Source organism: Pelagimonas sp. KU-00592-HH (genome assembly GCF_040369695.1).
Classification (GTDB): domain Bacteria; phylum Pseudomonadota; class Alphaproteobacteria; order Rhodobacterales; family Rhodobacteraceae; genus Shimia.
The window spans coordinates 970,445-983,809 of the sequence record NZ_BAABWM010000002.1 but is presented as its reverse complement, the minus strand read 5'-3'; the positions used below and the strand labels follow the sequence as shown (position 1 = coordinate 983,809).

Annotated in this window: 12 protein-coding genes, 1 tRNA gene, 1 pseudogene and 1 riboswitch; of the genes and pseudogenes, 3 read left to right on the top strand and 11 right to left on the bottom strand. The window is 62.7% G+C overall.

From position 1 onward, the window contains the following. The first annotated feature begins 33 nt into the window (after positions 1 to 33). Entirely contained in the window at positions 34 to 921 is an 888-nt protein-coding gene (locus ABWV42_RS11890) for an alpha/beta hydrolase (protein WP_353340286.1), read from the top strand. On the opposite strand, the gene pncB is transcribed toward ABWV42_RS11890, so the two are convergent. From pncB to ABWV42_RS11850, 8 genes are all read right to left on the bottom strand, one after another. Continuing rightward, entirely contained in the window at positions 918 to 2,210 is a 1,293-nt protein-coding gene (gene pncB / locus ABWV42_RS11885; RefSeq protein ID WP_255104203.1) for a nicotinate phosphoribosyltransferase, read from the bottom strand. The two genes, ABWV42_RS11890 and pncB, sit on opposite strands and share 4 nt — an antisense overlap. A gap of 66 nt (positions 2,211 to 2,276) precedes the next feature. Beyond that, positions 2,277 to 4,499 (bottom strand): PAS domain-containing hybrid sensor histidine kinase/response regulator, encoded by a 2,223-nt coding sequence (locus tag ABWV42_RS11880; RefSeq protein ID WP_353340284.1) that lies wholly within the window; start codon positions 4,497 to 4,499, stop codon positions 2,277 to 2,279. Positions 4,500 to 4,575: 76 nt separating this feature from the next. Beyond that, positions 4,576 to 5,172: a bifunctional nicotinamidase/pyrazinamidase gene (pncA, locus tag ABWV42_RS11875; protein WP_353340283.1), complete on the bottom strand. Its 597-nt coding sequence runs from the start codon at positions 5,170 to 5,172 to the stop codon at positions 4,576 to 4,578. A gap of 177 nt (positions 5,173 to 5,349) precedes the next feature. Continuing rightward, the gene (locus ABWV42_RS11870) at positions 5,350 to 6,144 is read right to left on the bottom strand and encodes a cytochrome c1 (protein ID WP_255104199.1); all 795 of its coding nucleotides are present in this window, start codon (positions 6,142 to 6,144) and stop codon (positions 5,350 to 5,352) included. A gap of 14 nt (positions 6,145 to 6,158) precedes the next feature. After that, positions 6,159 to 7,472, bottom strand: a complete 1,314-nt coding sequence (locus tag ABWV42_RS11865; RefSeq protein WP_255104197.1) for a cytochrome b — start codon at positions 7,470 to 7,472, stop codon at positions 6,159 to 6,161. Between the two features lie 12 nt (positions 7,473 to 7,484). After that, positions 7,485 to 8,078, bottom strand: a complete 594-nt coding sequence (gene petA, locus ABWV42_RS11860) for a ubiquinol-cytochrome c reductase iron-sulfur subunit (RefSeq protein WP_255104196.1) — start codon at positions 8,076 to 8,078, stop codon at positions 7,485 to 7,487. A 299-nt stretch (positions 8,079 to 8,377) separates the two neighbouring features. Further along, on the bottom strand, positions 8,378 to 8,983 hold the full coding sequence (locus ABWV42_RS11855) for a glutathione S-transferase (RefSeq protein WP_353340281.1): 606 nt from the start codon (positions 8,981 to 8,983) through the stop codon (positions 8,378 to 8,380). Beyond that, the gene (locus tag ABWV42_RS11850) at positions 8,980 to 9,609 is read right to left on the bottom strand and encodes an FMN-binding negative transcriptional regulator (RefSeq protein ID WP_353340279.1); all 630 of its coding nucleotides are present in this window, start codon (positions 9,607 to 9,609) and stop codon (positions 8,980 to 8,982) included. Before ABWV42_RS11850 ends, ABWV42_RS11855 begins: the two co-directional genes overlap by 4 nt. A gap of 59 nt (positions 9,610 to 9,668) precedes the next feature. Beyond that, a riboswitch (FMN riboswitch) is annotated at positions 9,669 to 9,819 on the top strand. 77 nt (positions 9,820 to 9,896) lie between these two features. On the opposite strand from ABWV42_RS11850, the pseudogene ABWV42_RS11845 reads away from it, so the two are divergent. After that, positions 9,897 to 10,340, top strand: a pseudogene (locus tag ABWV42_RS11845) (6,7-dimethyl-8-ribityllumazine synthase); the annotation flags it as partial. A gap of 69 nt (positions 10,341 to 10,409) precedes the next feature. On the opposite strand, the gene ABWV42_RS11840 reads toward ABWV42_RS11845, so the two are convergent. Genes ABWV42_RS11840 through dapF form a run of 3 tightly spaced genes read right to left on the bottom strand, consistent with a single transcriptional unit; the run spans position 10,410 to position 13,140 of the window. After that, positions 10,410 to 11,036: a glutathione S-transferase gene (locus ABWV42_RS11840; RefSeq protein ID WP_353340277.1), complete on the bottom strand. Its 627-nt coding sequence runs from the start codon at positions 11,034 to 11,036 to the stop codon at positions 10,410 to 10,412. Next, positions 11,033 to 12,310 carry a tRNA (N(6)-L-threonylcarbamoyladenosine(37)-C(2))-methylthiotransferase MtaB gene (mtaB, locus tag ABWV42_RS11835; RefSeq protein WP_502930958.1) on the bottom strand — a complete coding sequence of 426 codons (1,278 nt, stop codon included), beginning with the start codon at positions 12,308 to 12,310 and terminating at the stop codon, positions 11,033 to 11,035. The genes ABWV42_RS11840 and mtaB overlap by 4 nt, the downstream gene beginning before the upstream one ends. After that, entirely contained in the window at positions 12,310 to 13,140 is an 831-nt protein-coding gene (gene dapF / locus ABWV42_RS11830) for a diaminopimelate epimerase (protein WP_353340275.1), read from the bottom strand. Before dapF ends, mtaB begins: the two co-directional genes overlap by 1 nt. A 108-nt stretch (positions 13,141 to 13,248) precedes the next feature. On the opposite strand from dapF, the gene ABWV42_RS11825 reads away from it, so the two are divergent. Then, a tRNA-Lys gene (locus ABWV42_RS11825) sits at positions 13,249 to 13,324 on the top strand. Positions 13,325 to 13,365 lie beyond the last annotated feature (41 nt).

Genomic DNA, 13,365 nt, shown 5'->3' with positions numbered 1-13,365 from the left:
CTTGAGTTTTGTCAGATTGGAAGGATCGGGATGATGACGGATACAAGCCAAGCCTCCCTTGCAGGGCGTGTTAAGCCACGTCGCACCAAGCCTGCGGTTGGGGTGTTGGCCCTGCGATTGGGCATGGCGGCCGTGTCACGGATTGCGCCGGATCGGGCGGCGGCGTGGTTGATGACGATTTTCACCACGCCGCATCGCCACAGGGTGCCTGACCGCGAGGTTTCATGGATGGCCGGAGCGACCCGCAAGTGGATGGCTTTTGACAGCAAGCGGCGCATACCGGTCTACGAATGGGGCGAAGGGCCAACCGTTCTGTTGGCGCACGGGTTTTCAGGGCGGGCGAGCCAGATGGGAGCCTTTGTTGCCCCCTTGGTGGACGCCGGTTTCAGAGTTGTCGCGTTTGACGCCCCCGCGCATGGGCAGGCCGAGGGCAAGCAGACGGCGTTGCCGGAGATGATTGACGCGATTGTCGACGTGGCCGGGGTAGAGGGGCCTTTGGAGGCCATTGTCGGGCATTCGCTTGGTGCGGCGTCAGCGGTGTTTGCCTTGCAAGCCGGCGTGGCGGCGAAAAAGACGGTGTTGATTGCGCCGCCGGATTATCCCGGAACCTATCTCAAGATGGTGGCGCGGTTTGTCGGGGCGTCGGACCGTGTCGAGGGGCGGGCGCAGGCGCGGATCGAACGGACCTATGGCCGTACTTTCGAGGACTTGCAGGTGGTGCCCGTGGCGCGCGGGATGGCGCAGGCCGCGCTGGTTCTGCACGATGCAGACGACAGCCAGGTGCCTTATGCGAGTGGCCGGGGCGTGGCCGAGGCCTGGCCGGATGCGGAACTGGTGACAACCGAAGGATTGGGCCACAACCGCATCCTGCGCGACCCGGAAGTCGCGGCGCGGATCGTGGCCTTTCTGACCCGTGATTAGACGATCACGTCCATTTCCTGTTGTTCGCCCACGCCGAAGACGCGCTTGTAGCGGTCGATCTGGTCGGTGGGGCCCATTGCCTTGTTGGGGTTGTCCGACAGTTTGACCGTTGGGGAGCCATTCGCCGCAACCGCCTTGCAGACCAGCGAGAAAGGCGCGAGCGCGTCGCCAGGGGTGAGGCCGCGGAAATCGTTGGTCAGCAGAGTGCCCCAGCCGAAGGAGATCTTGGCACGGCCCACGAATTGCTCGTGCAGCTCGATGATCTTGGTTTCATCGAGACCGTCGGAGAAGATGATCAGCTTGTCGCGCGGGTCTTCGCCGCGTTCTTTCCACCAGCGGATCGCGGTTTCGGCGCCGGCGGCAGGGTCGCCCGAGTCGATGCGGATACCCGTCCAGCCGGCAAGCCAGTCGGGCGCACGTTTCAGGAAGCCTTCGGTGCCATAGGTGTCTGGCAGGATGATGCGCAGGTTGCCCTCGTGTTCCTCGTGCCAGTCGGCCAGCACCTGATAGGGGGCCTGGGCCAGCGTGGCATCGTCCTGCGCGAGTGCGGAATAGACCATGGGCAGTTCGTGGGCGTTGGTGCCGATGGCCTCGAGATCGCGTTTCATGGCGATCAGGCAGTTCGAGGTGCCGACGAACTTGTGGCCCAGCCCTTCGGTCATGGCCTGAACGCACCAGTCCTGCCAGAGATAGGAGTGGCGGCGGCGGGTGCCGAAGTCGGCAATGCGCAGCCCGTCGACGCGGCGCAGCTGTTCGATCTTTTCCCAGAGCTTGGTCATGGCGCGGGCGTAAAGCACCTGAAGTTCGAATTTGCGCATGTCGTGCAGGACGGCGCGGCCGCGCAATTCCATCAGCACCGCCAGGGCCGGAATTTCCCAGAGCATGACCTCGTGCCACTTGCCTTCGAAGGTAAGCTCGTACTGGCCGTCGCGTTTCTCGAGGTGGTAATCGGGCAGGCGCAGGTTTTCGAACCAGTGCATGAAGTCGGGGCGGAACATCTGGCGTTTGCCATAGAAGGTGTTGCCGCGCAGGAAGGTGCTTTCACCGCGGGTGAGCGAGAGGGAGCGGATGTGATCGAGTTGTTCGCGTAGTTCGCCTTCGTCGATCAGTTCCGCCAGTCGCACGCTGTCGGAGCGGTTGATGAGCGAGAAGGTGACAGTGGCATTCGGCTTGTTGCGGAAGACCGACTGGCACATCAGGAGCTTGTAGAAGTCGTTGTCGATCAGCGAGCGCACGATCGGGTCGATCTTCCATTTGTGGTTCCAGACGCGGGTGGCGATATCGACCATGATCTGCGGCCCCAAGTTTTGTTTCGGAGATTTTGATACCCAATTCCCCGGAGAGGGCCAAGGCCCTTAAACCGCAGCGTCAGTTTCCGGTAAGAGGCGGGTCAGGAGGTCGGCCTTGCGCACGGGTTTTGACAGGAAGTCGTCCATGCCCGCCGAGAGACAGGCCTCGCGGTCGGTGTCGAAGGCGTTGGCCGTGAGGGCGATGATACGGGGCTGGGGCAGGGCGAGTGCGCGGATTTCCTTGGTGGCCTGAAGCCCGTCGATTTCGGGCATGGACATGTCCATGAGTACCACGTCGGGGCGGTAGGATTTGGTCTTGTCGACAGCCTGACGCCCGTCATGGGCGGTGATCAGGCTGATGGGGTAGTCCTGCAGCAGCTTGCGGATGACAAGGCGGTTGGTCTGGTTGTCCTCGGCCAGAAGGACGGTGAGGCCGGTGAACTGTTCCGGTGCGGGCAGGCGGGCGCTTTGCGGGATGCGGGTGGCCTTGTCGGCGGTGCCCATGCGCAGGGTGATGGTAAAGCACGAGCCCTTGCCCTGGGTGCTGGTGACCCGGATGCTGCCCTGCATCTTTTCGATCAGCAGTTTCGAGATGGCGAGGCCGAGGCCGGTGCCGCCGTATTTGCGGGTCGCGGCGGATTCGGACTGGGCGAACTGTTCGAAGATGTGATCGAGCTGGTCCTGCGCGATGCCAAGGCCGGTGTCGGTGACGCGGATGTTGAGGTGTTGCTGGCCCGCGATTTCGGTGGCGGCGATCACGACCGAAACGCCGCCTGTTTCGGTGAACTTGACGGCGTTGCCAATGATGTTGACGAGGATCTGGCGGAAGCGCCCCTCGTCGCCGATCACGAACTCGGGCAGGGTGCCATCGGGGGTGTACTCAAGGCTGAGGCCCTTCTGGCGGGCCTGCGGTTCCAGCAGGCGGACGATGCCGATCATGCAGTCGTGCAGGCGGAAGGGGACGGGGTGCATTGTCAGCTTGCCCGCGTTCAGCTTGGAGAAGTCGAGCACGTCGTTGATGATGGTCAGAAGCGCGTCGGCGGATTGCTTGATGGTATCGACGTAGAGTTGGTTTTCCTGTGACAGGCCCGCTTCGGAGAGCAGGTCGGCCATCCCGACGATGCCGTTCATCGGGGTGCGGATTTCGTGGCTCATGTTGGCAAGGAAGTCGCTCTTGGCCTGCTCGGCCTGTTCCGCGGCCCGCTTCGCGGCGTCCAGTTCGTCCTCGTATGCCTTGGCCTCGGTGATGTCGCGTTCAATGGCGATGACCATGTCCACCTCGCCCGCGTCGTTGAAGACGGGGGTGAGGTTGGTTTCGATCCAGATACGGCGGCCATCCTTGGTATAGTTGATGATCTCGGCGCGGAAGGGGCGCTGTTCGGCGATGGCGCGGGCGATGTCGTCGCTGACGTCGAGATCGGTGTCCGGTCCGTTCAGGAGATCGGCAGGCTGGCGTCCGATCGCCTCTTCTGCGGGGTAGCCGGTGATGCGGGTGAAGGAGTCGTTGACCCAGAGGATTGTCCCGTCAATGTCGGAGACTAGAACGCTGTCGGTGGCGCGTTCGGCGACTAGGGCAAGTTGCCGGAGCCTGTCCTGCTGTTCGTTGAGGGAGGCGTGGGCCTTGGCGATCTGGAGGCTTTGGGCAAGCAGGCTGCGGCTGTTCCTGAAGTGCCGCCGACGACCTGCGACCGCGTAGGAAATGAAGGCACCGACCATGTAGGTCATCATCATCGCGGCGAGCAGGTTGAAGAAGAAATCCTTGTTCACGCCGTGATCGTCGAAGAGGTGGATGGCGAAAAGCACCGGGCAGGTCAGACCGTAGACCAGCAGTTTGCCGATGGCGGCATGGCGGTGGAACGGCAGGATGATACCGCCGTTGATGGCCGCGCCGGTCAGGTAGGCCATGCAAAAGAAGGTGCTGGCGTGATCTTCGCTTGAGACCCATGCAAGACCAACACAGGCGGCGATGGTCAGGGCCTGAAACATCCCGGATACCGCGGTCAGCCGTTGGACCCGGGCAAAGCTGGCCCCCTTGGCGAACATGGCAGGGACGCGCCGCAGCAAGAGCACATCCAGCACTTCGCCGACCAGGGCAATGCACAGCGCGATCAGGCCGATCTCGAAAGAGACAAGCACGCCCAGCGTCAGCGCGCCGGAAAGCGTGACGATCTGGCGACCGGGAAAATGGCGAACACGACCAGCGGCATAGCGCTTTAGCAGCCCTTCCGGGCTATGCTCGGCATCGAACTCCGCCTGTCGGCGTTCAATGTCGCGAATCTCGTCGCTCATGCAGGTCTCGCTTTGAATTCAAGGTTCCTCACCCTAGCGTAAGAGCACGAAATATGGGTGAAAATTTCACCCCTGATCAGAGAATTCTGACGCCCGCGTCTTTCATGCCGGTGAGGGATGCGGTGAGCGAGCCGTCGAGGTCAATGGCGCGGCAGAGGTCGCTGCGGACGGTGACGTCAAAGCCAAGGCGGGCAGCATCCAGCGCGGAGAAGGCCACGCAGAAATCGGTGGCGAGGCCCACAAGCGTGAGGGCGGTGATGCCACGGGTGTTCAAATAGCCTTCGAGGCCGGTGGGGGTGGTCTGGTCGTTCTCAAAGAAGGCCGAGTAGCTGTCGATGGCGGGGTTGTAGCCCTTGCGGATGATCAGATCGGCGCGGGTGGTGTCGAGATCGGCGTGAAAGGCGGCACCTTCGCTGCCCTGAACGCAGTGGTTGGGCCAGAGCACCTGTGGGCCGTAGGGCATCTCGGTCATGTCGAAGGGGGCCTTGCCCGCGTGGGAGGTGGCAAAGGAGGAGTGGCCTTTGGGGTGCCAGTCCTGGGTCAGGATCACGGCGTCGAAATCCTGCATCAGGGCGTTGATGCCGGGCACAATCAAGTCGCCTTCGGGCACGGCCAGCGCACCGCCGGGGCAGAAATCGTTTTGCACGTCGATCACGATCAGGGCGTTGGACATCGGAAGCTCCTTGAAATGCTGCTCAGGGATAGCGCGTGGGGCATACATTTTTCTAGAAAAATGTGCGCGTGGGAAAACCTTCGAGAAGGTTTCCCGGGGGAGGTGCGGTGTGTTCAGGCAAAGAAAAACCCGCCGGGGAGAGACCGGCGGGTTTTCCTGTTTCGGGTGAAGTGCGGCTTAGCCGGTGAACTTCTTGCCTTTGACCGGCGCCCAGAGCTTCTTGTTCGTCAGGAACAGGAGCGAAGCCAGGACAACCATCATCAGAACGCCAACAAAGCCAGCCTGTTTGCGTGCCATCATCTTGGGCTCGGCGGCCCACATCAGGAAGGCAGACACGTCTTCGGCTTCGTGGTGCAGCTCGTTCGAGTGACCATCGGCAAATTCCACGTCCTCACCGTAGAGCGGCGGGGCCATGGCGATCCAGCCACCCGGGAAGGCGGTGTTTTCGTAGAAGGTGGTGCCCGCTTCTTCTTTTTCCTCGCCGGTGTAACCGGTCAGGATCGAGACGATGTACTCGGGGCCACCCATGCCTTTGAACAGCTGGTTCATGCCGGTGCCGGCCGGACCATGGAAGCCCGCGCGTGCCTTGGCCATCAGGCTGAGGTCGGGCGCGTTCGGATCACCACCTTCCGGGAAGTGATCGGTCGGGCGTGCGGGACGGAAATCATCCAGCTCGGCGTCGAACACTTCGAAGTTCTGTTCGGCGTAGGCACGAACCTGATCTTCCGGCAGGTGCGGACCACCTTCGTCGGCCAGGGTGCGCAGCGGCACATAGCGCATGCCGTGACATGCGGCGCAGACTTCGGTGTACACCTGAAGACCGCGTTGCAGCTGGTTCTGGTCGAACTTGCCAAAGGGGCCTTCGAAGGAGAAGTCGACGTCATGGACGTGACCTGCGCCACCGGCGGCCGATGCGGCGCCTGCCGAGAGGGACAGGGCAGCGATTGCAGCGATGCTAAGTTTCTTAAGCATTATCCTGTTTCCTCTTATTCAGCAGGTTTGCCGTAGTGGTTGTTGAAGTCTTCCTCGATGGTGGCCGGCGGAGTCGTCGGCTTTTCGATCACACCGAGGATCGGCAGGATCACGAGGAAGTAGCCAAACCAGTAAGTTGCACCGATCAGCGAGAGAGTCGCATAGGGCTCTTCCGCGGGCATGGCACCGAGCCACATCAGGAAGATGAAGTCGATGACGAGGATCAGGAACCACCATTTGAACTGGGGACGGAAACGACCCGAGCGCACGCGGCTGGTGTCGAGCCACGGCACGATCGCCATGACTGCGATGGCGCCGAACATGGCCAGAACGCCCACGAATTTCGCGTCAACGATGCCACCGGTGATCCAGCTCAGGAACTGAACCAGCCAGACTTCGGAGGTGAAGGCACGCAGGATCGCGTAGAACGGCAGGAAGTACCATTCGGGAACGATGTGTGCAGGCGTTACCAGCGGGTTGGCTTCGATGTAGTTGTCGGGGTGACCGAAGTAGTTCGGCATGAAGCCAACAACGGCGAAGAAGAACACCAGAACGATGGCCAGGCCAACAAGATCCTTGACCACGAAGTAGGGCCAGAAGGGCAGGGTGTCTTTCGCGGCTTCTTCTTTCGAACCACGGCGGACTTCAACACCGGTCGGGTTGTTGTTGCCGGTGGTGTGGAAGGCCCAGATGTGAACGATCACAAGCGCGGCGATCACGAAGGGCAGCAGGTAGTGCAGCGAGAAGAAACGGTTCAGGGTGTAATTGTCCACTGCCGGGCCGCCGAGCAGCCAGGTCTGGATCGGTTCACCGATGAACGGGATCGCGCCGAACAGGCCGGTGATCACGGTTGCGCCCCAGAAGGACATCTGACCCCAGGGCAGAACGTAGCCCATGAAGCCGGTGCCCATCATCAGCAGGAAGATCAGCATGCCGATGATCCAGGTGATTTCGCGGGGCGCCTTGTAGGAACCGTAGTACAGGCCGCGGAACATGTGGATGTAGACCGCGAAGAAGAACAGCGACGCGCCGTTCATGTGGATATAGCGGATCATGTGACCGCCGTTCACGTCACGCATGATGTGTTCGACCGACGCGAATGCGTGATCAACATGCGGGGTGTAGTGCATCACCATGACGACGCCGGTGGCGATCATAAGCGCCAGGCAGAAGGCAAGGACGATGCCCCAGATCCACCACCAGTTCAGGTTCTTGGGGGTAGGGATCATGATGGTGTCGTAGATCAGGCCAACGACGGGAAGACGCTTGTGCAGCCACTTCTCGGCGCCGGACTTCGGCTCGTAGTGATCGTGGGGGATGCCGGACATCTGGGTACTCCCTTAACCGAGTTTGATGGTGCTGTTGTCGACCCATTCCGCCGGCGGAACAGGAAGGTTTTCAGGCGCGGGGCCTTTGCGGATACGGCCGGACAGGTCGTAGTGCGAGCCGTGGCAGGGGCAGAACCAGCCGCCGAATTCACCCGCGTCACCGAGCGGAACGCAACCGAGGTGCGTACAGACGCCCATCTGGACGATCCAGGCCTGCGGTGCTTCGCCTTCCGGCGAGGGCATGGTGCGGTTGGCGTCGGAGGCCGGTGCCGCTTCGTCACCCAGGTTCACGTTGCGCGCAAACGGGTCGATGACCGAAACGCCAGCTTCGAACTCGGCGTCCTGTGCTGCGGCTTCCTGGATTTCCGCGCCGGTGCGGTGGCGGATGAAGACCGGTTTGCCGAGCCATTTGACGGTCAGCTGCGTGCCGGGCTCAACACCCGAAACGTCAACACGGATCGAGGCCAGTGCTCGAACATCTGCCGAGGGGTTCATTTGATCGACCAGAGGCCAGACGGCTGCACCTGCGGTCACTGCACCTGCGCCAGCGGTGGCGTAGTAGAGGAAGTCTCTGCGGGTGCCTTCGTGATCTTCTGCGTGGGACACGAGGTTCTCTCCATTTTTCAGCCGAATATCCGGCCAATATCGTTGGGGCCGCGCGTGGCGCAGCCTCTCCACGCCGCTATTTAGCCGAGGTGTTGCAACCCGTCCAGCGATGTTTCGCTTATATGAAGGCCTCGCGTCCCTCTGTCGCGCCAAATCCCCACATGCGTGATTTTCGATGTATTTCCGCTGGTTTTGGGCGATTCCGGAGGTGGACAAACAGTCCTTTGCAGGGGTGGGAAGGGCAAAGCTGTCCTTCCCGGGGCGCATGACGTGGCACGCGCTTTGAAAAGCGGGGCGACTCAGTCGTGCGGAACGGTGGCCTTCATGCTGTCGCGCTTGGAGAATTCGGTGTGCCAGGCGGCCAGCGAGTCGTTGTCGGCGGGCCAGTTTCGGTCTGCCTGGCGGAAATCGAGATAGTCGAGCGCACAGCCCACGGCGATCTGGCCCATGTCGAGCGGGCCGGCAAGGTGGCTCATCCAGCGGGCGTTGAGAACGGCAAGGGCGCGGGCGATCTTGTCCCATTGCGCTTCGAGCCACTCGGCCGAGCGTTTTTCCTCGGGGCGCAGCGCCTCTTCGTAGCGCATCAGAACCGCGGCCTCCATGATGCCGTCGGCGGTGGCCTCGATGGTCAGCACGTCCCAGAGCGAGGACTGCGGGTAGAGCGGGTTGCCAGCGCGGGCATCGAGGAAGCGGCAGATCACGCGGCTGTCGTAGATCGCGGGGCCGTCGGGGCGGATCAGGGCCGGGATCTTGCCGATGGGATTGGCGGTGAACACCTCGTCCGGGGTGGTGAGCGGGGTGGTTTTCACCGTGATCAGCTCGACATCGTCCTGTTGTCCGGTTTCCAGCAGCAGAACGCGGACCTTGCGCACGAAAGGCGAGGCGCTGGCATAGGTGAGTTTCATGGGGTGTCTCCTGTTGCGGCGTGCATGAGATCGGCCAGAAGATCGGTCTGGGTGCCGATTCCGTCACTGGCCACGTGGTTGGCGGCGCCCTGGCGGGCGGCATCGGGTTTGTTCTGGTTCAGTTTCCAGGTGCCCTGGATGTCGGTGATGGTCAGCCGGAAGGGGCGGATCATGCGCAACATGCGGGTCAGGGCCTCGTCCTGCATCTTGTCCATGGTCCAGACCGGTTTCGGGGCCAGCCGGGTTTCGAAGAAGGTGGAGAGCCGTTCAAGCAGCGGCGGCAGGTCCGTATCGGGCAGGGGCGCGAGGGTGCCGGTCAGGTGGACAGCGACATAGTTCCAGGTCGGGACCTGATCGTCGAGGGCGTACCAGTCGGGCGAGATATAGCTGTCGGGGCCTGTCACCGCGAGGGTGGCGGGCTGCGGGTCTTTCAGGCTGCGTGAGATCGGGTTCGACCGCACGAGGTGCAGGTCGGCGTGGCTGCCGTCTTCGGCAAGCAGGAACGGCACATGCGAGAGCATCGGGGTCTCTGCGCCGTTCAGCGCCAGGGTGCCGAAGGCGCGGTCGCGGGCGAAGGCGATGTTGGTGTCGGCGGGCGTGCCGCGAAAAGCGGGATTCGGGTGCATTTGGCCTCCTGATGGTCGCGAATGGATGTTGCAGGGGGGCGATGATCTTGGCAAGGTCGCCGTGTTCTCAGGGCGGGGTGAAATTCCCCACCGGCGGTGAGCGGGTGAACGCCTGCAAGCCCGCGAGCGGCTTTGGCCTGTGCCGAAGTGTCAGCAGATCTGGTGCGATTCCAGAGCCGACGGTGATAGTCCGGATGGAAGAGAACGTGCGAATGGGACGCCCCTTGGGGTGGGCCCCGTTCGTTCGTGATCGCCTTGGGTGACGTGTCTGTACCAAAAGGAGATCCGATATGACACACACCCGTTTCGCATTCATCAAGGCCCAGTGGCACGCCGATATCGTGGATCGTGCGCTGGAAGGGTTCTGCGAGATCATCCCCGACGCGCAGGTGGATGTGTTCGACGTGCCCGGCGCCTTCGAGATGCCGCTGTTGGCGCGCGACCTCGCAGAGAGTGGGCGTTTTGGCGCGGTGGCCTGTGCCGCCTTCGTGGTGGATGGGGGCATCTACCGGCATGACTTTGTCGCGCAGGCCGTGGTGGACGGGCTGATGAGGGCCGGACTGGATACCGGCGTGCCGGTGCTCTCGGTCAGCCTGACGCCGCACCAGTACCAGGAGACGGAGCATCACAACGCGATCTACCGCGCCCATTTTGTCGAGAAGGGCCGCGAGGCTGCGCGGGCGGCACTTGGGGTGCTGGCGGCACGGGCCAAGGTGGCAAAGGCCGCGTGAGGGTATCAGGGGCGGGTGATCCCGCCCCTGTTCCGCCTCCGGCGGGAGTATTTGGGGTGCATTGAAGCCCTAGGGAAACTGGGTCGGGGCGTCGCCCGCTTCCCATTTGGGATATTTGGCCATGATCGACATAAAGCGGGGCGAAGCGATGAAACCTTCGAGCCAGGCGTGCAGGTGGGGCCAGTCCTGGGCGTCGAACCAGGGTTTGTCGGTGAAGGCGAACTGGCGCACGAAGGGCAGGATGGCGAGATCAGCAAGGCGTGGGCCTGTGCCGAACAGCCAGGGGTGGCCGTTCAACTGGGCGTTCAGCGCCATCAGGTGCTCTGAGGCCATGGCGCGTTCGGCCTCGCGATCGGAGTCATAGCGGGTGTGGTACTTGTAGCGGTCGAGCGCGGTTTTGAACGGGCCGTCGGTGGTGGCGATCAGGTCGTGGCCGGATGCGGGCATGTCCGAGAGGCCCTCGGGATCGTTTTGCGCCAGCGCCCAGAGCATGATGTCGAGGCTTTCGTCGATCACCGTGGTGTCGGTTTGCAGACAGGGGACGGTGGCGCTGGGTGATGTTGCCAGAAACGCGGGGGCCTTGTCGCGCAGCAGGATTTCCCGCAGCTCTACGGTGATTCCGGCGCTGGCAAGGCCAAGACGCGCACGCATGGCATAGGGGCATCGGCGGAAGCTGTAGAGGATGGGGGTGGTCATGCCAGAAGCTGGCCGTTGCGGATGCCGGAAATCGGCGCGGTGACGATGGCGCCTTCGGTTTGCGGCGTGTCGAAATGCACTTCGGTGAACTGTTCGGTGCGTCCCATGTGCGGGTTTTCCATCAGGATGTGATGGGTTTTGCCCATCTGCGCGGCGAGGTGCTTGGCGACCTGCGCGTCACCGGCGGCCCGCAGGCGGGCGGCGCGATCCTTGATCACGTTGCCATTGACCTGATTGGGGATCTTGGCGGCGGGGGTGCCTTCGCGTTTGGAATAGGGGAAGACGTGCAGCCATGTCAGATCGCAGTCGGTGACCAGCTTGAGCGAGTTTTCGAAATGCGCATCGGTTTCCGTGGGGAAACCGGCGATGATGTCGGCGCCGAAGGTCATGTCGGGGCGCAGGCGGCGGGCCTCTTCGCAGAACGCGATGGCGTCGTCACGCAGGTGGCGACGGGCCATGCGCTTGAGGATCAGGTCGTCGCCGTGTTGCAGCGACAGGTGCAGGTGCGGCATCAGGCGGTGTTCGGTTGCGATGGCCTGCATCAGCGCGTCGTCGGCCTCGATAGAATCGATCGAGGAGATGCGCAGGCGGCGCAGGTCGGGCACGAGGCGCAGGATGCGCATGACCAGATCACCCAGACGCGGGGTCATCGGCAGGTCTGCCCCCCAGGAGGTGAGATCGACACCGGTGAGCACGACCTCGTTGAAGCCCTTGTCGACGAGGCGCTTGATCTGGTCGACCACCACGCCTGCGGGCACGGAGCGCGAGTTGCCGCGGCCGTAGGGGATGATGCAGAAGGTGCAGCGGTGATCGCAGCCGTTCTGGACCTGCACATAGGCGCGGCTGCGGGTGCCGAAACCGTCGATCAGGTGGCCTGCGGTTTCGGTGACGGACATGATGTCATCAACCTGCACCTTTTCGGTGTCGCCGATGAAATCGGGGCCGCGGGCGATGTCGTGCCATGTTTCGGGCTGCATCTTTTCGGTGTTGCCGATCACGCGGGTGACCTCGTCCATCTGGGCGAAGGTCTCGGGTTCGGTCTGGGCCGCGCAGCCGGTGACGATGATATTGGCGTCCGGGTGTTCGCGGCGCAGGCGGCGGATTTCCTGGCGGGCCTTGCGCACGGCCTCGGCGGTGACGGCGCAGGTGTTGACGATGACGGCGTTGTCCAGCCCCGCCTCTTGCGACATGGCTTTCATCGCCTCGGTTTCATAGGCGTTGAGGCGGCAGCCAAGCGTGGTGAACTTGGGCGGGGTTTTCAACGTGTCAGCCATCAGACGGAGTCCAGGAAGTCCTTGGTGAATTCACCGGAAAAGACGTGGGTGGTGCCGCCGGTCATCCAGACGCCATCCTCGGCCCAGTTGATCCAGAGGCTGCCACCGTCGAGATCGATCTGGACCTTGCGCCCGGTGAGGCCACGGCGGGCGGCGGCCACGGCGGTGGCGCAGGAGGACGAGCCGGAGGCCAGCGTGATGCCGACGCCGCGTTCCCAGACGCGCATGCGGATGTGGTCGGGGCCGATGATCTGGGCAACCTGCACGTTGGTGCGCTCGGGGTAAAGCGGGTGATGTTCGTGCGCGGCGCCAAAGGCGGCGAGGTCGACCGATTCGGCGTCTTCGACAAAGAAGGTGCAATGCGGGTTGCCCATGCCGGTGGCCGTGGGCGCGCCATCGATGGGCAACTCGAGCGTGTCCATCTCTTCGGCCAGCGGCACCTCGTGCCAGTCCAGCTGCGGGTGGCCCATGTTCACCGAGGTCAGCCCGCCCCCGGCATCGCGCGCCATCAGCAGGCCGCGGTCGGTTGTCAGGCGCAGGGTGGTCAGGCCCGATTCGTCCATCAATTTCCGTGCGATACAGCGTGTGGCGTTGCCACAGGCGGCGGAAAGCGAGCCGTCGCTGTTGTAGAAGGTGAGGTGCGCGTCATGGGCGCCCTTGGAAATCACCGCAAGCTGATCAAAACCGACGCCGCGATGGCGGTCTGCAATGGCTTCGACGAGCGCAGGCGGGAGGGGGATGTCACGCGTGCGTGCATCCACAACAACGAAATCGTTGCCAAGCCCATGCATCTTTTCGAAGGGCAGACCTTTGTTTTTATGAGCGATCATGGGCGCCATATACGCCTCTTGGGAAAAGGTTTCCAGCCATGTGCATTTTTTATGAAGAATCGACTTGACCCCCCCCGCGCACAACACTAGAACCCGCCCTCACAGAGTGGGCCGTTAGCTCAGTTGGTAGAGCAACTGACTTTTAATCAGTGGGTCGTAGGTTCGAATCCTACACGGCTCACCACTTCTTCCAAAACGGAAATGTTGGTGAAATTCAGGGCGGAT

Coding starts and splice junctions, on each gene's coding strand:
- mtaB (WP_502930958.1), bottom strand. CDS start 12,310: ATGGCTGACACGTTGAAAACCCCGCCCAAGTTCACCACGCTTGGCTGC.
- ABWV42_RS11865 (WP_255104197.1), bottom strand. CDS start 7,472: ATGTCCGGCATCCCCCACGATCACTACGAGCCGAAGTCCGGCGCCGAG.
- dapF (WP_353340275.1), bottom strand. CDS start 13,140: ATGATCGCTCATAAAAACAAAGGTCTGCCCTTCGAAAAGATGCATGGG.
- ABWV42_RS11850 (WP_353340279.1), bottom strand. CDS start 9,609: ATGCACCCGAATCCCGCTTTTCGCGGCACGCCCGCCGACACCAACATC.
- ABWV42_RS11855 (WP_353340281.1), bottom strand. CDS start 8,983: ATGAAACTCACCTATGCCAGCGCCTCGCCTTTCGTGCGCAAGGTCCGC.
- ABWV42_RS11890 (WP_353340286.1), top strand. CDS start 34: ATGACGGATACAAGCCAAGCCTCCCTTGCAGGGCGTGTTAAGCCACGT.
- ABWV42_RS11880 (WP_353340284.1), bottom strand. CDS start 4,499: ATGAGCGACGAGATTCGCGACATTGAACGCCGACAGGCGGAGTTCGAT.
- pncB (WP_255104203.1), bottom strand. CDS start 2,210: ATGGTCGATATCGCCACCCGCGTCTGGAACCACAAATGGAAGATCGAC.
- ABWV42_RS11870 (WP_255104199.1), bottom strand. CDS start 6,144: ATGCTTAAGAAACTTAGCATCGCTGCAATCGCTGCCCTGTCCCTCTCG.
- ABWV42_RS11840 (WP_353340277.1), bottom strand. CDS start 11,036: ATGACCACCCCCATCCTCTACAGCTTCCGCCGATGCCCCTATGCCATG.
- pncA (WP_353340283.1), bottom strand. CDS start 5,172: ATGTCCAACGCCCTGATCGTGATCGACGTGCAAAACGATTTCTGCCCC.